This window comes from Thermodesulfobacteriota bacterium, assembly GCA_031082315.1.
Classification (GTDB): Bacteria; Desulfobacterota; QYQD01; order QYQD01; family QYQD01; genus QYQD01.
The window spans coordinates 222006-242016 of sequence record JAVHLC010000003.1; the positions used below are offsets into that span (position 1 = coordinate 222006).

Sequence of the window (20011 nt, forward strand, 5' to 3'; positions counted from 1 at the left end):
GTTTATCTTGAACAAGTTTCTTCAGAAAGCTCGGCCATATGGACACATTTAGGGCACATGATATTTCCTGAGTCGTCATAACCAAAATGGTCTGTCTTAAAAACGAGTTCTCTGCAATGCTGACAGAGGCCGATAATGCTTTTCTTACAATAACCGCAGATTTTGTATTGCTCTCTTGACACCGGATGGACCCAGTCGCTCAGGTCCTCACGGTCGTGGCAGATAATACAAAAATCGTTCATGTTATACTCCCGTGCGGCAATATTTATCCTAATAGTTAGACTAATTTTAGTGACACTACCACCTTTAGCCCATGCTTTCAAGGCTGTTCTTTGTATGCCATAGCTCGCTCCCATAGCCGGGATAGACCCTGCGATCTGCCAGAGGAGTCGGACTTTCTGCCTGTGGCCATTTATCAGGTTGGGGCTCTGCGCCTTCCCGGGTTACAGCAGAGGGAGCGGAATCTGCCATCACCGGATTCTTCCGAATATCTATACCCTCTACGTTATGGCTGAACTCAATGGGGATGCCGTTGGGGTCAAAGGCGTAGATCGAGTGGAAAAAGCCGTGGTCGATTACCTCCGTCACCCAGATATCGGCTGCAGTAAGTCTATCTTTTATTTCCCAGAGGTCTTCCCCGGTTTCTACGCCAAAGGAGATATGGTCAAAGACGACGGGGCCGGTGACCGGCCGGCCGTGATCTTTTTCCTCAATAGGCTTAACCCCGGGCCACTCAAAAAATGCGATCAGATCGTTTCCTGAGATCTGGAAAAAGTAATGCCTGTAGCCGGGTCGCCCCAGCCCGGCCACCAATCTCATGCCCAGTAAATCTCTCCAGAAGCGGATAGTCTTATCCATGTCTCCGGTGACCATCGCCAGGTGATTAATCCCATTGAATTTTATCATTGTATGGCCTCCCTTATGTCCCATTTATTATCTATCCTGTGATTTTAGAAAAAATATCATACAGCCGGGCAACTGATCAAGCTGATTCATTTTGACTATTTGCAAAACGGACCAGGTGTAGCTTGCAATTTTTCAACTGAAACGATTATTGGAATATTTTTATGGCGAAGAGAGCGACCGTAACCTTGACAGATTAGAGAAACGATTTATATATCTTGTCAATGAAAGATAACCCCAGGGAGTCAGGCCGTGAACTCTGATCCGCGTTCTCCGATGCAAGGTAGCAGTTTCGACCAGTTTGAGGCTACAGCGCTTTATTGTCCTAAATGCAAAGAGGCTGTCCCCGTGCGGAAGCGGCTCCTCCTGGTTCTGCCTGAAGGGGATAAGTATGAATATCTGTGCGCTTATTGCGGCGCCTCGGTGGGAGATAAAATAGACAAGACGGCCGGGCGAAATATCCTTCTGGCCTGATAGGCTTTTTCTTGAGGCCGCGAATTATTTTAGGGAGTGAAGAAGTGACTAATAGAAAATTTGATCCCTCTCACATGACAGCGCTGGATAGTGAGAGAAGAAAAGAGATGCTTCCGGTGGAGAAGATTATAGAGGCGGTTGATCTGCCGGAGGGGGCAAACATTGCAGATATCGGCTGCGGCACCGGGTATCTGACTATACCACTGGCCCGGAAGGCGCCGCAGGGCCAGGTTTTTGCGGTGGATATTGAACCCGGAATGCTTTCCGTCCTTGCGGAACGGGCTAAGGGGCTGGACAACATTACTATTGTGCATTCGACTGAAAATGATATCCCTGTTGCAGACAACATACTGGACATCTCCTTTCTCTTAGCCGTACTTCATGAACTCCATAACCCGGAAGATTTTTTAAAGGAAATAAGGCGCATGTCAAGGCTTGAACACTATGTTGCCGTGGTTGACTGGAACGAAAAAAAGACAGATATGGGGCCGCCCATGCATATCCGGATCCCGAAAGATACGGCCATTAGCCTTTTCAGGGCGCACGGCTATGAACTCGCCAAAGAATTTGCCCCCAGCGAATATTTTTACGGGCTGTTATTCCAACGTAAAAAGTAAGGGAATCCCCCTGATTCCTTACCTCCAGATTTCATTTATCATTGACAAGAAAAGGACGAGACGGTTATCATGCACGTCATCTAACTTTATTTCATAACCGGGAGAATTTTTTATTATGTCTATGACTCTCAGAGAAGCGGCGGTCCAGGGGAAGATTACCCCGGCCATGAAAAGGTGCGCCCAGGAGGAAGGCGTTGCTGCTGCGGAAATTTGCAAAGGCATCGCCTCCGGCTGTGTGGCCATACCGGCCAACAAGAATCGCAAGTTGAAGCGATTTGTGGGCATTGGCCAGGGACTTAAGACCAAGATCAATGCCAATATCGGCACTTCTAAAGACCACGTGGATATCGAATATGAATTGAAGAAACTAAAGGTGGCCCTTTCCATGGGGGCCGATGCGGTGATGGATCTGAGCACCGGCGGCCCGATAGAGGAAATCCGGCGGGTGATACTGGAACACTGTCCGGTGCCGCTGGGCACTGTGCCCATCTATCAGGCAGCGGTGGAAACGGTGGAGAAGAGGAAGAAATCCATCGTGGACATGCGGGTGAAGGACATCTTGCAGACGATCGAGCGGCAGGCCGGGGAAGGCGTGGATTTTATGACCGTGCACTGCGGGATTACGCGGGAATCTGCGGCGCGGCTGAAAAAGGCCGGGCGCATCCTGGGTGTAGTGAGCCGGGGTGGGGCGTTTACCCTGGAATGGATGGAGTATAATCAGAAAGAGAATCCGCTTTATGAGCGCTTTGATGAACTTCTGGCCATCGCCAGGGCCTATGATGTAACCCTTAGCCTAGGTGACGGACTGCGACCCGGATGTCTGGCCGACGCTACCGATCCCGGTCAGATACAGGAGCTGGTGATACTGGGAGAATTGACCCGAAGGGCCTGGGATGCCGGCGTCCAGGTTATCATCGAAGGCCCCGGCCACATGCCCATGGACCAGATTGCCGCAAACGTCCTCCTGCAAAAGAAGTTGTGTTCCGGCGCCCCGTTTTATGTCTTGGGGCCTCTGGTTACCGACATTGCCCCCGGCTATGACCATATCACCAGCGCCATCGGAGGCGCCGTTGCGGCGGCGGCCGGGGCCGATTTTCTGTGTTATGTCACGCCTGCCGAGCATCTCAAGCTTCCCTCTCTGGAGGATGTTAAAGAAGGTGTGGTGGCCTCGCGGATTGCCGCCCATGCCGCTGATATTGTCAAGAAGGTCCCGGGGGCGCTGGAGGCTGACGAAAGCATGGCCCGGAGTCGGAGCGCCCTTGATTGGCAAGGGCAGATAAGCCTTTCTATTGATCCGGAGAAAGCCAAGGCCTACCGCGAGGAAGGCGGGGCCTATCACGGCCCGACCTGTACCATGTGCGGCGAGTACTGCGCCATTAAGGTCTATAAGCGAGCCCTCAAGGGAAAAAAATGAAACACACATCCGCCTCCGGCGGACAACGGACGATGAAAGTAATCCCCCCTTTACTAAAGGGGGGTTGGGGGGATTTTAAGGCGACAAAAATTATTACGGTAGCCGGATCCGATCCCGGCGGCGGCGCGGGCATCCAGGCCGATCTGAAGACGATCGCCGTCCTTGGCGGATATGGCTTAAGTGTTATCACCGCCCTGACCGCCCAGAATACGCGAGGGGTACAGGCAGTCCATCCTGTGCCTCCGGCCTTTGTGGCCGCGCAGATGAAGTCTATCCTCTCCGATATCGGCGCAGATGCCGTAAAGACCGGAATGCTGACGAATGCCGGGATTATCTCGGCGGTTGCCGCCCGGCTCAAATCCTGCCGAATAAGAAAAATTGTCGTGGATCCGGTACTCCTGGCCGGGGGCGGTGAGGCGCTGATGGAACCTGCGGCGCTCCCGGCCTTCAAGGCAGAGCTACTCCCACTGGCCTATGTGGTTACGCCTAATCTGGCTGAGGCCGAGGTCTTGAGCGGGCTAAAGGTGAAGAGAGTCGCTGACATGGAGAAGGCCGCTCGTGCCATAGCCGGATTGGGTCCGGTCAATGTCCTCATTAAGGGCGGGCACCTTGCAGACGAGCCGGTCGATGTCCTTTTTGACGGTGAAGGCATTTATCACTTCCGGGCGGAAAGAGTCCCGGGCGAAAATAAACACGGCACCGGCTGCACGTTTTCCGCGGCCCTGGCTACGTTTCTGGCCCAAGGTTATGAATTGGTCGATGCTGTAGCCAGGGCCAAGTCCTTTGTCACCCTGGCCATAAGGTCTTCTTTCCCGATCGGCAGGGGCGCTTGGCCGGCCAATCCTTATGCATGCGTGGATAGAGAGATATCCCGGTATCAGATCATCACCGCCCTGGAGAAGGCGGTGGCAACGCTTAAAGGCCGGCCTGTTCGACATCTCATACCCGAAGTCCAGTCCAACCTCGGCTATGCCCTGCCTTTTGCTGAGGATGAAAGCGACGTTGCCGCTATACCGGGCCGGATTATCGGGATCGGGGATTCTGTGGATACGGTAGCCGCTCCGGGGTTCGGGGCTTCCCATCACATGGCCCGTATCATCCTGGCCGTCATGCGCCATGACCCTGCCTATCGTTCCGCCATGAATATTCGTTTCGGGGAAGACATCATAAAGAAATGCCGTCAATTGAAGTGGCATGTGGCCTCCTTTGACCGGCAGAAAGAGCCCCCCGATGTTAAGTATAAGGAAGGGGCTTCCCTGAGATGGGGAATAGATATAGCCCTGGAGGATGCCAAGAAGATACCGGATATAATTTACGACTGCGGGGATGTGGGTAAAGAGCCTATGATCCGCATCCTGGGCCGCGATCCGGAAGAAGTGGTCAGCAAGGTGCTGATGTTAATCTGATTTATGCGTTTTGGCGGTCCCGGAGACAATTACCCCACGCCTTTCTATCTTAAACGGCAGCACCGGTATGCCCGCCTTTTGTAAATAACGTTCTACCCTGGCTTTCGCTCCCTTTCGGGTAAGGGTAACCATACACCCGCCTCCGCCTGCCCCGCAGAGCTTGCTGGCCAGGGCCCCTTCTTTCTCAATAGCAGCCATAATGTCGTTTATCTGCGGATTGGTCACGCCCGGCGCCAGGTTTTTACGGTCTTGCCATTCTTCACGCAGGAGCTGCGCCAAGGCAGGGAAACTTCCCTGTTCCAATGCCTGTTTCATCTTCAGGGCGGTTTGCTTTATACGGCGCAGGTTGGCTACGGTCTGGCCCTGGTTGTCAATATAGGCCTTCATCATATTCCAATTCGTGGCGCCGGAAAATCTCGGCGCACCTACGAAACTAAGGACCGTGCGTTCTTCCAATCCATGGGTGAAACCTTTTGGGACATCTATGGACGAGCGCTTTACGCCGTCAATGCCGAACCAGATGGCGTTTATCCCGCCGTAAGAGGCCGGGTAGTAATCCTGTTTGCCGGTGGGGACCTTTATGGATTGGGCCTCGATGTTTGCTCCAATGTCGATCACTTCCTCTTTATCCGGCCTTTGGCCGGAGAGACGGATGAGGGCATGGCTTAAGGCCATAAGGAGGGTGGAGGAGGCCCCCAGACCCGATCCTTTGGGTATGTTATTTTCTGTGGTAACAGTCAGCCCGGCATCGGGCCGGTAATATTTTACGGCGCGGGTTATGAGGTCTAATGGCCCTTCGGGCCTCAGTTTGTCCACATTCGGCACAGAGATTTCCATATCCAGGTCTTTAGAATATATGATGATTTTGTGATCATTACGCGTTTCCAGTACCACGCGGCTCCGGATGCCGATGGCCGCATTTACAGTGTAGGCGCCGCCTTCAAAGACATAGAGCGGGTATATGTCCAGGGTGCCGCCGGCCAGATCGACCCGCATAGGCGCAGTTGCAGTAATCTTCATGGCTGTTTTCTCCTATTGTGCCAGCTCGGAGACCGGGACAATTTTCACCTGTTTTTTTAGGGCCGTCAGCTCCTCTTTTAAGACCTGATAGGTCACCGGATGCGGATGCCCGATGCCGATGGCTGATCCATGCGTGCGGGCCTCAGAGATGAGGCGGGCGATCTGTGCACGCACAGCATTCGGCTCCTGCTCGTTATCCAGAAATACATCCCGTTCCGCGCTCCTGACGCCCATTGACCGGGCCACGGACAGACCTCTGGTGAGGGGTGTAGTCCGGCTGTCCAGATAAAATAGGCCCTTTTTCTGTATTTCTCTAAGGACAATCTCCATCTTGCCTGCATCTGCTGTAAACTTTGAACCCATGTGGTTGTTGATTCCCTTTACATAAGGAACGACCTCCATATCAGCCTGTATCTGCGCAGCTATGGCGTCGCCATCCATGTTCAAAAAAAGCGCCCCCGGGCCCACCTTGGATTCCGGAGACGAAGCGGCCTCCATAGGGAGGTGAAGCAGGACGTCTTTTCCGCAGTTATGGGCAAGCGTAGCTGTTTCTTTGGTGTGCGGGCCGAAGGGCAAAAATGAAAAAGAAATAGGCGCATTCAGTTTTATAAAAGCAGCGTCTATACGGGGATTATATCCCAGGTCGTCTATGACGATGGCCACCTGTGGAAGCGAGGGCGTGGAAAGCGGCCTGGCACGGCCTGCTACTTTGATTTTTTCCGGCGGGGCAGGCTCTTCAAAAATGATACCCGGCCTTCCTATGTCTTTTCTATCAGGAGACTGTTCAGGCTCTTCAGTCTTAATTAAATATACAATTCCTGCTGCGACCGCCAGGATGAAAAGGATGCCCAGTAAACGGAAAAGGCCCCCGGACGAAGTCCCCTTTTTCAGGGCCTTACCCGAAGGCCGTTTTCTTCTGTTACCGGAACGTGAAGCCAAATCTGACCGGCGCCTTTATTTCACTTTTACCTTAGAGAATATCTCCCAGCTCTTGAGGATTTGTAATGCCCGGTTGAGTTGTATATCTTCTTCTAAAGTTGCCCCGGCAGCTTTGTCATCTTTTTTGTCCTTATCCGTATCCGGCTTTTCTACCTCTTCCCCGATATCCGGCTGTGTTTCAGGCCCTGCCTCTTCCCGGTCATTCTTTATATGGTGATCTAAGTCCTTCTCACGCAGTATTTTTATTTTTTTCATTTCCTCGCCGTGTAGATTAAATTGGCTGGCCACTATTATATCCGGGGTGATGCCCTTGGCCTGAATGGAGCGGCCGCCTGGGGTGTAATAGCGGGCTGTGGTCAGGCGGAGGCCGGAGCCGTCATCCAACGGGATAACGGTCTGTACTGAGCCCTTGCCAAAGGTCTGTGCCCCTAATATAATAGCCTTTTTATGATCTTGAAGCGCTCCGGCTACAATTTCCGAGGCGCTGGCGCTGCCTTCATTGACGAGAACGATTATAGGATAAGGATGGGGTTTTTCTCCTTCATGGGCGGTAAACCGTACATTTTGACTCTTAATCCGGCCGTCGGTATAGACAACAATCCCTTCCTCTATAAATTCATCGGCCACCTTTACCGCCTGATCAAGGAGCCCGCCCGGATTGTTTCTTAAGTCCAGGATCAATCCCTTAAGAGGCTTATTTTGTTGCTCAAGGTCATCCAGGGCGGACTTCAGGTCCTGGCTGGTTTTGTCCTGGAAATTAATAATGCGCACGTAACCATAACCTTCTTCCAGGGTCTTATGCTTGACGCTGTGGATGGGTATTACGTCACGAACGAGCGCAAAATCTTTAACCTCTGCCCATCCTTCCCTGAGAATAGATATGGTTACTTTTGTCCCCCTGGGCCCGCGCAGTTTTTTAACCGCCTCTGTCAGAGACATATTTTTAGTCGTTTTCCCATCGATTTTCAGGATGCGATCCCCGGCCTTTAACCCTGCCTTGTATGCAGGCGTCCCTTCAATGGGAGATACAACAGTCAGTACGCCATCTTTTAATGTTATCTCGATCCCAATTCCACTAAAAACCCCTTTGGTTTCTACCTGCAATTCCTTAAAGTCATCGGGGGTCATGAAGGAGGAGTGGGGATCGAGGGTCTCCAGCATGCCTTTGATGGATCCATAGATCAGGTCTTCTGTCTTGACCTCTTCTACATAATTTTTTTCGACGATATCCAGTACATCGGAAAACAATTTAAGTTTTTCGTAGGCTTCCCTGGTAGCGGCTGAGGCCATTAACCCATTGTATAAACAGGTAAAAAGCGCAACAATAAGGACGAAGCTTACCCCCATCCAGATTTTTTTTCGCGATAGCTTGATTGACATAGTATCTCCTTCCTTACGGGATAGTTCGTATTGTCAAAAGATTAACCAAAGAAGTTCACAGTTCCGGGTTCCAGGTTCACGGTTTTTTAACCCTGAACCTTGAACTGTGAACTTTGAACTTATTTATACTTTGTTTATCATTTAGTCAAAAACAAGCCTTCTTGCATCTATCCACGACAATGGATTTTCCGGTTTCCCACCGTTTCTTATCTCGAAATATAAGCATTCTCCAAGTAAATATCCTACGGCGCCAACCAACCCGATGGTTTCGCCTTTTTTTACCAGGCCCCCGACCTCTTTAAAGAATTCAGAGGCATGCGCATAAAGGCTGTAGTATTTGTCCCCATGATCTAAAATTGTTATATTACCATATCCTCTTAAGTTGCCAACATAAATGACCCGTCCGGTGTAAATGGAATGTATTTCCGTGCCGGCAGGGGCCTGGATATCGATTCCATTGCGGACGATAGTAGCCCCGGACTTGCTGCGTCTTACCCGGCCAAATAATCCGATTACCTTGCCCTTTACCGGCGGGTCAAGCTTGCCCTTTTGGGCAGCAAATCCCCGCTGTAGTTGTGTATCAGGCTTTTGCCGGACCCCTTCTTCCATCTTACGCTGTAGCGCCCGGATAGTGGCGTTGAGTCTTTCTGCGGATTCTTGCAACTCTGTGATATCCTGGAGACACGCTTTTTTCTTCCGGCAGACCGCGGCCAATAGATTAGCCCTTTCCTGACGCAATTTTTCAAGATGGAGGGCTTCATTTTGTACTTTTTCTTTCATTTGTTGTAATGCCTGGTTAGAAGTCAGTATTTCTTGCCTTATCTGAGACAGCTCATTAAGACTTGCCTGATATGTGAAGATGGCCTCTCCATCTTTGCGTAACATAAATCTGAGGGCTTCCTGACGGGCCAGGAGATCCGGGAAGGAGTCTGAACTAAACACCATATTCATAAGGCCTACCGGGCCGAATTTATAATAAGAGACTACCCTGTGTCTGGCCTGTTCTTTGAGATGGCGGGCCTCCTCTTCAGTTTCCTTAAGGCGCTGTTCCGCCTGCGCGAGATACCCCCTTTTCTGGTTAAGCTTCCAGGTCAAATCTTCCATGCGGGCATTTTGACGGTCTATAGAGTCTTCAAGTCTTCCCAGAGCAGACAGAATCTCCTGTTCCTTTTCTGTAAGGCGGGAGGCCTCCTTTTTTCTCTCCTGTATCTGTGTATGGATATTATCGACGTTCCGGCGTTCCTGTTCATATTTAGTTTTCAGGTTATCCCTGGCTAAGGCCGGAGTTAGCGCACAGAAAACAAAGAGAGGTATGGTTATAAAGGTTATCGCTTTCATACCCGTAAGAACTGACGCAGGGAAAATGCGCTCACCGTTGCGCAGAGAATTATACTGCCCGCTATGATACCGGTTACAACGGGTATAGGTAAAAATATCGGGCTAAAGAATCGTATAAAACCGGGGAAGTTGACCTGTGTCTTTAAAAACTCGAAGAGTGCGAATAAAGCCAGCATAGCCAGCCCTGATCCCACCAGTCCCTGCAGCATACCTTCCAGGACAAAGGGCCCCCGGATGAAGAAGTTGGTAGCGCCGACAAGTCGCATGGTTTCCAGTTCATTACGCCGCAGATAGATGGTCAGCTTGATGGTGTTAGAGACGACAAATATGGTGGTAAGGAGTAATAAGCCCCCGATAGCAAGGGTTGTAAGCCGGGTAAAATCTGCTGCCTGGCGCAATCTTTCCACCCATTCCTTCCCGTAATATACATCTGTTATTCCAGGCAGGGAGGTTAACTCAGAAACTAGCGGACGGATGCGTTCCAGATTATGCATGGTCCCCGTCACCTCAATTTCCAGGGTGGGGGGGAGAAAATCTTCGCCCAGGCCGGCCAGGATATCTTTCTCATCTTGAAATTGTTGCACAAGCCTTTGGTACCCTTCCTGACTGGTAATGTATCGTATTTTGGCCACGCCACGCAGTTTAAGGACTTTCGCCTTGAGATTTTCGATGTCCTCAGGAGGGAGAGCCGGATCGATATAGGTCACGATGCGTATCTCGCGGCTGTAGTTTTCCGCCAGGCGGTGGAGGTTGAAGTAAATCAGGGTTGACAGTCCGAAGATGAGGACGACAAAGGCTATAGTCAGGGCGGTCATTAAGTGGGATAACCAGTTACCCCGCATGTTGGAGAAGGTTCTGGGGATTATATACGGAATGATGCTCAATTTACGATCCTGCCTTGATCCAGAATGATCACTCTTTTGGCCGTAGAACGAATCAATTCCTGGTTGTGCGTAGCAAAGATGACCGTAGTGCCGCGGGCGCTGATTTCATTAAAAAGTGACATGATATCCGCAGCGCGTCCGGCATCCAGGTTCCCGGTCGGTTCATCTGCTAAAAGCACTAAAGGGTCATTTACCACGGACCGGGCAATAGCTACCCGTTGTTGCTCGCCCCCGGAGAGACGGCGTGGATATATGCGTTTTTTGATTTCCAATCCCAGGCTTTTCAAGACCTGATCGACTTTATGCTCTATGACCGATTTTTTTACGCCGCATACTTCCATAGCCAGGGCCACATTTTCAAAAACGGTCAGATTTTCTATCAATTTAAAATCCTGGAAGACCATTCCCATCCGTCGCCTGAGATACGGGATTTTGTAATTGGACAGGCGCCGCAGGTTTATCCCATCTACCCAGACCTCGCCTTTGGTGGAACGTTCGAGGCATAGCATGACCTTGAGCAGTGTCGTCTTTCCCGCCCCGCTCGGTCCGTTGACAAAGAGAAATTCCCCCTTGCCTATACGGAGATTAATGTCTTCAAGGACGGTGAGGTCTTGCTCGTAAGACTTATAGACATGCTTTAATTCAATTAGGGGGGAGTCCATTTTCTTTTTTAAAGTTATCGGCAAAAGTTGTCCTGATTATAATGATGACCGCATTATTGTGCAAGTATTTACTCCCCCCATGTGGGTTTTTTAACTTTTTCACTATCAATCAGAATAGTTGGAAAATAATAAAAGAGTTTGATATAATTCAAATGACAATTCATTATGGTTTAGTTTCCATCCGGAAATCCAGAGATTCCGGATGGAGCAATCAGCGCTCAGCTATTAGCATGAAGCCGGTCCACCGTTCACTGTTGACCGTTTACCGAAAGAAAATGTCGGACAACGGTTAACGGATAACAAACATGCTGACGGCTAATAGCTGACCGCTGATTGCCTGGAGACGGAAACAGCAGTTCCCGGATGCAAACGCTTTAGTACACTCGCAACCATCGGCATCTCATATGTATGACGTGATCGGCTTTGGGGCCTTGAATCTGGATTATATCTATTCCGTAGATAGTCTAAACATCCTTTCACACGAACTTCCTTTGCAGCCCGGACAGGAGATATTTTATAGTGAGCGCCTCTTTCCCAGGGTCAAAGCCCTGATAGAAAAATACGGCAAATTGAAGAGGACCTCCGGCGGCGGTTCGGCCGCCAACACCATTTTTGCCCTGGCCCGGATGGGTTTTAAAACCGGATTTATCGGGAAGGTAGGTCAGGATGAGGCCGGAGCCCTGCTGCTAAAGTCTCTCGGCAAAGTTGACGCCCGTCACATCCGGCGGCAGGGTAAAAGCGGGGCCTGTCTCATCGTTATAGATAAGCGTGAAGATCGATCTATAATAGCCTTTCCCAATACAAATAAGACGGTGACCGCAGGGAAGAAAGACATAACCTCCGCGAATAAGACGAGATTTTTACATTTTTCCTCTTTTGTAGGGCAAAAATCGCTCTCATCCCAGATCAGATTGGCCGAAAATCTCCCTTCACAGGTGAGATTGAGTTTCGATCCGGGAGAGATTTATGCCGGCAAGGGGTTAAAAGAGATATTCCCTATCATCCATAAGAGTTTTGTCCTCTTTTTGACGGATCGAGAGATACAGAAACTGACCGGGAAGCGCTACAAGGCAGGCTGCCGGGAGCTTTTGACCATGGGGCCTTCTATTCTGGTCTGCAAGCGGGGAAGAGAAGGGTCGTATGTCCTCTCTCGCGAAGAGGAATTTAATGTGCCGGCGGAAGAGGTCCCGGTAGTGGACAACACCGGGGCGGGCGACGTATATAATGCCGGTTTTCTGGCCGGACTTCTTATGGAGCAGTCCTTGAGGCCGTGTGGCCTTTTCGCTACCAGAATGGCGGCCAAGAGCGTAACCGGCTATGGGCGGAGCAGGTATCCTACGCGCAAAGACCTGACAATTTTTTTTCAGATTTAACCACAGAGGGCACAGAGAAAGAGATAGCATTAAAAAAGATCTCCCAAAATCCTTGTAACATTTTAGCTGTTTGAAAACATTGGATCACTCCAGCTTTCAAGGGCCTGAAATGCTGCATGATTCTTAAATTTGGAACTCATGAACTCATGAAGAAGAATACTGTTCTATTCCTGATTTCTTGATTTCGAGATTCATTCATATAAAAGGAGAATATCTCGTGTCTTACCTGATAGGCTGGTTTTCTACCGGACGGGATAAGGCGGCCAGGGATTTGCTCAGCACGGCCTATGAGAATATGCGAAGCGGCTTTATCCCTGCCGCCATCGAGTATGTCTTTTGCAATCGCAATATGGGTGAAAGCGCTGAAAGCGACAAGTTTCTGGAACTCACCCGGGATCTTGGTCTTAAGACAATTACCTTCTCATCCAGAGATTTTTTGCCTGAAGAGAAAAGGCAGTCCATGGAAAGATGGCGCGCCCTTTACCACCGGGCGGTTATGGAGCGGATCAGTAACTTCCGGAATAATCTCATCATGCTGGCCGGATACATGCTTATTGTCAGCCCGGAAATGTGCCGGAGACATGCCATAATCAACCTTCATCCTGCGGCCCCTAAGGGACCGGCCGGCACGTGGCAGGAGGTCATCTGGAAGCTCATTAATCAAAAAGCGGGTGAAACCGGGGTAATGATACACGTAGTTACCGAGACCCTTGACGAAGGCCCTCCTATAACGTATTGTACATTTCCGATTTTTGGGGGAGGATTTGATCCTCTTTGGGCTGAGCTACGAAGCAAACTTGGAACTCATACCTTACAGGAACTAATAGCCGCAGAGGGAGAATCCAACAAACTATTTCAACGCATCCGGCAGGAAGGGGTAAGACGGGAGATCCCTTTAATTGTCCTGACCCTGAAGACTCTGGCCGAAGGGAAAGTAGAAATAAGCGGGAAAAACGCCCTTGCCCCGTATTGTTTAAATAAGGAAATCGATGCCTATCTACAAATTAGCTAGTGTTCATCCGGAAACTGCCGTTTCCGAATGAAAGCTCTCAGCGATCAGCTTTCAGCCGTAAGCAAAAAATAAGACAAACAACAGCTTAAGCTGAAAGCGGATAGCTGACTGCTGACCGCTCGGTAATGTCAAAAGTTATATGAAAAACAAGCCACAGAGGACACAGAGCACACAGAGCAACGTAAAGAAATCAAAAGAAAAAGACAGAGCAGCTAAGAAAAAAGCAGATTTATGGGCACTTCCGTGACCTGTGTACCCTCAAGGGCTGTGATTGAGCCATTTTCTGGGGGACAACAAGAGCATTGGAGAAACTGGGGAGGGGAGGAACCAAATTGTGCTTTAACCTACTGATACCTCTGTGTTCTCTGTGCTCTCTGTGGCAAAAGTTTTGACAGTACGGACCGCTCTTCAAGGGAAACAGATATGAAAACCGTCCAACTGAACATCGATTGCGAAGGTCCCATCACCAAAAACGACAATGCCTTTGAGCTATGTCAGGCCTTTGTCCCGAAGGGGGATAACTTCTTCGCTCTCATTAGTAAGTACGATGACTTTCTGGCGGACATCGAGAAGAAGCCGGGCTATCAGGCCGGTGACACCCTTAAGTTAATTCTGCCCTTTCTGAAGGCATTTGGCCTGACTCACCAGCAGATGATAGACTATTCGCGCTCGCACCTCATCCTCCTGCCCGGGGCCAAAGAGACCCTGCAGCAGGTCATGGAGATTATGCCCACATTTATTATAAGCACCAGTTATGAGCCATATCTCGAGGCCCTTTGCCAGGTCACCGGGTTTCCATTCAGCCAGATTTACTGTACTAAAATAGATATGGATCAATATAGCCTGCCTGAAGACGAGCAGGAATATCTGAGAAAGGCGGCTGCCGAGATTGCAGATATGCCCATGCTGGAATGGGAGATTGACGTTGACGGGTCATATGAGCTCTCTCCCCATAGCCAGGATACTATCCAACGTCTCGCGGCAATCTTCTGGGAAGAGATATGCTCTATGGAGGCCGGACGATTACTGGCTGAGACCAAGACCATCGGTGGGAGGGCCAAGGCCCGGGCTGTTTTGGATAGTCTGAAAATAACGAACAATGACCTCTCACGGGTCATGTATCTGGGCGACAGTATCACAGATGTCGAGGCCCTGGACCTGGTCAGGGACGGCGGCGGCCTGAGCGTAAGCTTTAACGGGAATGGATATGCGGTCCGATCGGCTGAAATATGCTGTCTGTCCGGGCAGGCCTCGATTATTTTCCTTCTTGCCGCACTCTTCAAAAAGGGCGGGAAGAACCTGGTCTTGGAGGTAGCTGATAATTGGAGTATCGAGAGATTGAAAGACCTCAAAGAGGCTCAGTATCTGCTGACACCACCGGCAACCGGCCAGACTGGTTTTCCCAGGCTGGAAATCATTAACGAAAAAAACAGGGAAAGACTGGTACAGGAAAGCGAGACCTTTCGTAAGGAAGTCCGCGGTATGGCCATCGGATCCCTTGGCTAGTCCAGACAAACCAGTTTCTATATAACCGGAGAATTAAGTGGCCTCTTTTTCCTTCCAGTACGGATTGGCCAGGTCTTCAAAAGCAGTCATCGCCGCTACCGCCCCTTGGCCGACAGCAGTCACAATCTGCTTGACTCCACCGGTAATGTCACCGACGGCGTAGATGCGCGGCACATTGGTTCTCTGCCGGCGGTCAGCCTTTACGTAACCGGCCTCGTCCAGTTCCACGCCCGTTTTTTTGGCTAATTCATTTACCGGTTCGTAGCCTATGGATATAAAGACGCCATCCACCGGCATTTCTTCCGTCTTTCCAGTTTTTGTATCCTCAATACGCACGCCGGTGACCGTCTTGTCACCCAGTATCTCATGCACCCCTGAGTTCCAGGACACCGGAATCTTCCGGCTGAAAAGACTTTCCTGGAGGCGCAATTCAGCGCGAAGTTTATCCTTGCGATGGACAAGTGTTACACCGACTCCGAGACTATCCAGATAAAGGGCCTCGGTTACAGCGCTGTTTCCGCCGCCGACCATGATGACCTTCTTCCCCTTATAAAAATAGCCGTCGCAGGTAGCGCAGTAACTCACTCCCCGGCCATAAAGGCGTTCCTCACCGGGCACGCCCAGCTTACGGTGTTTGGCCCCGGTGGCCAGGATGACCGCCCGGCATATATATTTGCCCCTGTTTGTGCCGACTTTAATCTGTTCATCCGGTTTTATCTCCAGAACCTCTTCACCTTGATGGATATGGGCATATTGGCGGGCATGCTGGGCCATTAAATCCACCAGAGACTTACCGGCCACACGTGTAAGCCCGGGATAATTTTCGACGACCGGTGTCAGGGCCACCTGTCCGCCCACGACCCCTTTTTCCAGGACCACGCATTTCAGGCCGCTTCTTTCACCATATATCGCGGCAGTCAGCCCTCCGGGACCGGCTCCCACGATAACTATGTCCACATGTACCTCTTCCCCCTCCCGGATAAGCGGAGGCAATCCGGCGGCCGGTTCCTGCAAGGTCAAAACCTTCTCGATAAAGGCATCCTGAGTGTCCACGCCGAGGGAAACCGTCTTCCCGTTAATCACCGTATGGGGGACAGAGGAAACCCCGTACTTGACGGCCAGGTCTTCATTTTCTGAGGCCTCGACTATCTCTGCCGTTATTAAATCCGGCCTTTCCAGGGCGGAGGCAACCGCCACAGCCACCTGCTGTGGGCAGTACGGTCAGGTAGGGGTGACGAAGACCTGTATATGGCGGCTTTCTTTGAGTGCAGCCAGCCGCTCCCGGGCGGAGGAAGAAAGGATCGTCTTTCCCACAGAGGTCATGACGATGGTGTCCAGAAAGGAGCGCATCTCTTCCCCGGCCGGTGAACCGGTATAGCGGATATGATAGGCGGCAGGATCTATAAGGATAGTTGGTGACCGGCTGACATCATATTTTTTCGAGACCTCACCGCCTAATTCATGAAATTCAGGGATAATCTTGGGAGTTAATTTCCCCAGTTCTTTGATCAGCGCCATGGTAAAGCGATTGAAGGGATCGTTTTCTCCTTCCCGGGTGAAGACGTAGACAGGGACTTCCTTTTTCAATATGTCAAACTTCTTTTTTAATATCTCTTCCTTGTCCTGCTGAATCACCTTCGCCTTTTTTTTGCCGCCAAACATTCGTTTCTCCCTTCCCATTGTCAACTATTGTCAAAAGATTAACCACAGAGCACACAGAGAACACAGAGAAAATAAGAATATCAATAAATCAAAAAACGTCAGAACGTCAGAACCGTAAAACCTTCTTCCAGATACCGGGCTATACTGGGATGGCCGTTCATTTCGTCGAGAAGCCTGAGACCCTGCTGCTTGGCCGCCTCCTGTGCGCCGGTCATGGCCGAACAGGCCTTGCACACCCCGTCAATTAGCCCCTCCTCTTTTACTTTCTTAAAAAGGCCGGCAAAGGGTTTCTGCTCATCCATCAGGTCTTTTACAAACCGGGTGGCCTTGGTTTCGATGATTATTTTTGCCTCATGTCCTTGTTTTTTCATGTCTATGGCGTTCATCATGATATGGGCGAACACGCCTAAATCCTCGCTAAAGGCAAACAGGGCTATCTTTTTCATATAATCACCCCCTTTCTTTTAAAGAAGTATTGTCAAAAAATTAACCACAGAGGACACAGAGAAAATAAAAATATCAATAAGTTAGAACAGATTTTGGCTCCTCCCCCTCTGTGATCTCCTAATATTCTCGTCGGTGGTCCCAAAATACCTCCGGAACTGCTCTGGAGAGCATCGAGGTTCAACGAGCACTCAGAGAACTGGTTTTTTAAAACTGCTCTTTCATTTTTTTCTTATTTCTTGAAAATTCTCTCTTTCCTCAGTGTGCTCTGTGGTTTGTTTTTCATAAAACTTTTGACATTACCTTTAAAGAAGTATTATCAAAAATTTTACCGCAGAGGACGCAAAGAACACGGAGATATCATTTAAAGATATGTGGCGTCTGCGTCATCTTAATAAAATTCTGGCATGATTCATTTGGAGAAGGCAAGAGAAATCCCGCCGGGTCTTACCTGAGGCAGGCCCAGTATTTCTTATGCGCCTCCTTGGCCCGCTTGATAATCGCAGGGGCCTTGTCTTCGCCCGGAGGCGAGAAATCCCGGCCCAGGATGCCTGTCCCGGAAAGTTCATCTAACACGGCCCGAACCGATTCCTTCTGACCCATCACGTTATATCCGCCTTCTAAAACCAGGAGCAGACGTCCCTCGCAGCAGGTCCCGGCAATGTCCATGAGTATCCGGGTAAGCCCGGCAAAACCTTTTTCTGTAACCTGCATAGTTCCGAGGGGGTCCTTGTAGTAAATATCAAATCCGGCGGAAACCAGCACTATTTCCGGTTTATATTCCAGGGCCACCGGCCGCAGGATATTTTGGAAGATGGCCATGTACTCACTTTCGTCCTGACCGCCGGGAAGGGGTATGTTCACCGTATAGCCCTCACCCGCGCCTGAACCGGCCTCAGAGAAATCTCCCGTGCCCGGATAGTAAGGAAATTGATGGGTGGAAAAGTAGAGCACGTCCGGGCGGTCATAAAAGGAATGCTGTGTGCCATTACCATGGTGGATATCCCAATCTACAATTAATATCCTCTTTAGCCCATAGCGGTTGATAAGATAATGGGCGCCCAAGGCTATATTGTTAAACAGGCAAAAACCCATGGCCTGGTCTGCCTCGGCATGGTGTCCCGGAGGCCGCACCAGGGCAAAACCATTGGTGATCTTTTTATCAAAAAGGGTATCGATAAGGGAAAAAACGCCCCCCACGGCCAGAAGGGCCACATCATATGATGTCTCAGAGGTACGAGTATCGGGATCAAGGTAGGAAGACGCCTTGCCGGCCGTAGCGGCTATACGTTTGATATGTCCGTTGGTGTGGTTCCAGGAAAGTTCTTCGTGGGTGGCCGGTCGTGGTTCGACCTTAACAAATTTATCTTTAACATACGGTTCTTCAAAGAGTTCATAAATAGCCCGCAGGCGCTCCGGGCTTTCCACGTGATAGGAACCGGGGTCGTGCTCCATGTATCTATTGTCAGCCACAATACCTGTCTTTGTTGAAGGTTCAGGCATATTAGTTCTCCCCCCTATAGAATAGGACGCAGATTTTCGCTGATTTTCAGAGAAAAATAATTTATAAGATATTAATCCGCCCAAGCGGACATTCATTTGCGTATGATATAATTTAAAAAGCCCCGTAGGGTGGGCACAGCATTATCGTGCCCACCAAGACCATTATAATTATACATTATATCAGTTAGCGATGCCGGATCAACATAAAGAATCAAAAAAAGAGACCGTAAAACAGATTTCAGCCGGGGGAGTGATCTTTCGTGAATCCGGCGGACGGGTAGAGATAGCGCTTATCGCTACCAGGGGCGGCAGGGTCTGGGGACTGCCCAAGGGGCTGGTGGAGGAAGGCGAAAACTTGGCCCGCACCGCCCACCGTGAGGTAGAGGAAGAGACCGGTCTTACCGGCGATATAATCAAAAAAATCGACTCCATCCATTATTGGTATTCCCACAAAGAAGAGGGCAGGACCACTCATTATTTTAAAATAGTCTATTTTTTTCTCATGAAGCTGACCGGTGGAGACACAGCCCGGCACGACCACGAAGTAGATGAGGTTCGCTGGTTTCCCATAGAAGAAGCGCTGAAGAAAGCTACCTATCCGGGAGAGCAGGATATTATTCGCAAAGCCGGAGAACTCCTTCAGAAGCGGAAGGAGCCGGAGAAGGAGACGTCCGGCTCATATTAAAACTGGACTTCCCCTGGAAATATTAACGAATTTTACTTAACATATTGATTTTTATTAGGATGCTGTATTTCCGTTTGGCAAGGTCACAAATCAGGAAGAGTCCATCTCCCAGCCCTTCAAGTTTGTGGGCAGTACGGCGTCATGACCGAACCCAACGGCTTCTACTACATGCGGGCCAGGTACTATGATCCCAACGTGGGCCGGTTCATCTCCGAAGACCCGATTGGGTTTGAGGGCGGAGATGTAAATCTGTATGCGTATGTGGGAAATAACCCAATTATGTCTAATGATCCATTGGGATTATGTGCCAATATATCTGCCAATAATAGAAATATACTTCTTGCTTCTAACATTAATCTTCCAGAAGCATATATAAAGGTGGAAGGACCATTTCAACCATATGTTGCGGCAGGAGGATTAATTTCAAGTGGTATTGCGACTACAATGGCTGGGGGTACAACAACTGTTATAGGATATGGAAGTACACCGGTAACCGGGCCTGCTGGATTTGTGGTGGGCACTGCGGGACTAGTTACTACCGCAACTGGAATTGGGCAAGTTGCCGTAGGGCTTGACATTTATGTTGACCAAATAAGACATAATTTTAACCTGCCTAAGTGGTTCGATCTTATACCCCAGTTCGATTTTTTCCAAAAGCACTAGCAAGTGGAGGAATTAAGCAATGAGCAATCGTCCACGGTATTCAATAAAAAAGTACATGTTGTTGCTAACTTTTTCGTCCACTATAGGTCTTATAATCAGTGTAGCTGTCTTTAGTATGGTAGGCTT

Annotated in this window: 21 protein-coding genes and 1 pseudogene; 9 read left to right on the forward strand and 13 right to left on the reverse strand. The window is 49.9% G+C overall.

Features of this window, described 5'->3' with window-relative positions; all coding sequences use genetic code 11:
• Positions 1 to 2: 2 nt before the first annotated feature.
• Together RDU59_04620 and RDU59_04625 are read right to left on the reverse strand one after the other, a co-directional pair.
• Complete coding sequence (locus tag RDU59_04620; protein ID MDQ7837757.1) at positions 3 to 242, reverse strand: hypothetical protein; 240 nt, start codon at positions 240 to 242, stop codon at positions 3 to 5.
• 64 nt (positions 243 to 306) lie between these two features.
• Positions 307 to 906: a VOC family protein gene (locus RDU59_04625; GenBank protein ID MDQ7837758.1), complete on the reverse strand. Its 600-nt coding sequence runs from the start codon at positions 904 to 906 to the stop codon at positions 307 to 309.
• Between the two features lie 249 nt (positions 907 to 1155).
• Between RDU59_04625 and RDU59_04630 the strand changes: the two genes are divergently transcribed.
• The 4 genes from RDU59_04630 to thiD all read left to right on the forward strand — a co-directional run bounded on the left by RDU59_04630 (position 1156) and on the right by thiD (position 4814).
• Positions 1156 to 1377 carry a cytoplasmic protein gene (locus tag RDU59_04630; GenBank protein ID MDQ7837759.1) on the forward strand — a complete coding sequence of 74 codons (222 nt, stop codon included), beginning with the start codon at positions 1156 to 1158 and terminating at the stop codon, positions 1375 to 1377.
• 44 nt (positions 1378 to 1421) lie between these two features.
• Positions 1422 to 1994 (forward strand): class I SAM-dependent methyltransferase, encoded by a 573-nt coding sequence (locus RDU59_04635; GenBank protein MDQ7837760.1) that lies wholly within the window; start codon positions 1422 to 1424, stop codon positions 1992 to 1994.
• Positions 1995 to 2109: 115 nt separating this feature from the next.
• Positions 2110 to 3408, forward strand: a complete 1299-nt coding sequence (thiC, locus tag RDU59_04640; protein ID MDQ7837761.1) for a phosphomethylpyrimidine synthase ThiC — start codon at positions 2110 to 2112, stop codon at positions 3406 to 3408.
• Positions 3405 to 4814 (forward strand): bifunctional hydroxymethylpyrimidine kinase/phosphomethylpyrimidine kinase, encoded by a 1410-nt coding sequence (thiD, locus tag RDU59_04645; GenBank protein MDQ7837762.1) that lies wholly within the window; start codon positions 3405 to 3407, stop codon positions 4812 to 4814. Before thiC ends, thiD begins: the two co-directional genes overlap by 4 nt.
• Here thiD and RDU59_04650 read toward each other — a convergent pair.
• The 6 genes from RDU59_04650 to ftsE all read right to left on the reverse strand — a co-directional run bounded on the left by RDU59_04650 (position 4806) and on the right by ftsE (position 11037).
• Positions 4806 to 5834, reverse strand: a complete 1029-nt coding sequence (locus tag RDU59_04650) for a GHMP kinase (protein ID MDQ7837763.1) — start codon at positions 5832 to 5834, stop codon at positions 4806 to 4808. The genes thiD and RDU59_04650 overlap by 9 nt on opposite strands.
• A 12-nt stretch (positions 5835 to 5846) precedes the next feature.
• On the reverse strand, positions 5847 to 6773 hold the full coding sequence (locus RDU59_04655) for a divergent polysaccharide deacetylase family protein (GenBank protein MDQ7837764.1): 927 nt from the start codon (positions 6771 to 6773) through the stop codon (positions 5847 to 5849).
• A gap of 15 nt (positions 6774 to 6788) precedes the next feature.
• On the reverse strand, positions 6789 to 8153 hold the full coding sequence (locus RDU59_04660; GenBank protein MDQ7837765.1) for a S41 family peptidase: 1365 nt from the start codon (positions 8151 to 8153) through the stop codon (positions 6789 to 6791).
• A 141-nt stretch (positions 8154 to 8294) separates the two neighbouring features.
• On the reverse strand, positions 8295 to 9491 hold the full coding sequence (locus RDU59_04665; GenBank protein MDQ7837766.1) for a peptidoglycan DD-metalloendopeptidase family protein: 1197 nt from the start codon (positions 9489 to 9491) through the stop codon (positions 8295 to 8297).
• On the reverse strand, positions 9488 to 10375 hold the full coding sequence (locus RDU59_04670; protein MDQ7837767.1) for a permease-like cell division protein FtsX: 888 nt from the start codon (positions 10373 to 10375) through the stop codon (positions 9488 to 9490). Before RDU59_04670 ends, RDU59_04665 begins: the two co-directional genes overlap by 4 nt.
• A complete protein-coding gene (ftsE, locus tag RDU59_04675) occupies positions 10372 to 11037 on the reverse strand; it encodes a cell division ATP-binding protein FtsE (protein MDQ7837768.1) in 666 nt (221 codons plus the stop codon). Before ftsE ends, RDU59_04670 begins: the two co-directional genes overlap by 4 nt.
• Before the next feature lie 404 nt (positions 11038 to 11441).
• Between ftsE and RDU59_04680 the strand changes: the two genes are divergently transcribed.
• From RDU59_04680 to RDU59_04690, 3 genes are all read left to right on the forward strand, one after another.
• Positions 11442 to 12410, forward strand: a complete 969-nt coding sequence (locus RDU59_04680; GenBank protein MDQ7837769.1) for a PfkB family carbohydrate kinase — start codon at positions 11442 to 11444, stop codon at positions 12408 to 12410.
• 217 nt (positions 12411 to 12627) lie between these two features.
• Positions 12628 to 13422, forward strand: a complete 795-nt coding sequence (locus tag RDU59_04685; protein MDQ7837770.1) for a formyltransferase family protein — start codon at positions 12628 to 12630, stop codon at positions 13420 to 13422.
• Between the two features lie 423 nt (positions 13423 to 13845).
• Entirely contained in the window at positions 13846 to 14928 is a 1083-nt protein-coding gene (locus RDU59_04690) for a hypothetical protein (protein ID MDQ7837771.1), read from the forward strand.
• A gap of 33 nt (positions 14929 to 14961) precedes the next feature.
• Here RDU59_04690 and trxB read toward each other — a convergent pair whose 3' ends face one another.
• The 5 genes and pseudogenes from trxB to RDU59_04715 form a co-directional block, all read right to left on the reverse strand.
• Entirely contained in the window at positions 14962 to 15981 is a 1020-nt protein-coding gene (trxB, locus tag RDU59_04695; protein MDQ7837772.1) for a thioredoxin-disulfide reductase, read from the reverse strand.
• Positions 15958 to 16137: pseudogene (locus tag RDU59_04700) on the reverse strand (thioredoxin family protein). The gene trxB and the pseudogene RDU59_04700 overlap by 24 nt, the downstream one beginning before the upstream one ends.
• A gap of 12 nt (positions 16138 to 16149) precedes the next feature.
• Positions 16150 to 16590: a hypothetical protein gene (locus tag RDU59_04705; protein ID MDQ7837773.1), complete on the reverse strand. Its 441-nt coding sequence runs from the start codon at positions 16588 to 16590 to the stop codon at positions 16150 to 16152.
• Positions 16591 to 16688: 98 nt separating this feature from the next.
• Positions 16689 to 17036 (reverse strand): cytoplasmic protein, encoded by a 348-nt coding sequence (locus RDU59_04710; GenBank protein ID MDQ7837774.1) that lies wholly within the window; start codon positions 17034 to 17036, stop codon positions 16689 to 16691.
• 445 nt (positions 17037 to 17481) lie between these two features.
• Complete coding sequence (locus RDU59_04715) at positions 17482 to 18537, reverse strand: histone deacetylase (protein ID MDQ7837775.1); 1056 nt, start codon at positions 18535 to 18537, stop codon at positions 17482 to 17484.
• Positions 18538 to 18727: 190 nt separating this feature from the next.
• On the opposite strand from RDU59_04715, the gene RDU59_04720 reads away from it, so the two are divergent.
• Both RDU59_04720 and RDU59_04725 read left to right on the forward strand, forming a co-directional pair.
• The gene (locus RDU59_04720) at positions 18728 to 19222 is read left to right on the forward strand and encodes an NUDIX hydrolase (protein MDQ7837776.1); all 495 of its coding nucleotides are present in this window, start codon (positions 18728 to 18730) and stop codon (positions 19220 to 19222) included.
• 141 nt (positions 19223 to 19363) lie between these two features.
• The gene (locus RDU59_04725) at positions 19364 to 19885 is read left to right on the forward strand and encodes an RHS repeat-associated core domain-containing protein (GenBank protein ID MDQ7837777.1); all 522 of its coding nucleotides are present in this window, start codon (positions 19364 to 19366) and stop codon (positions 19883 to 19885) included.
• Positions 19886 to 20011: the final 126 nt, after the last annotated feature.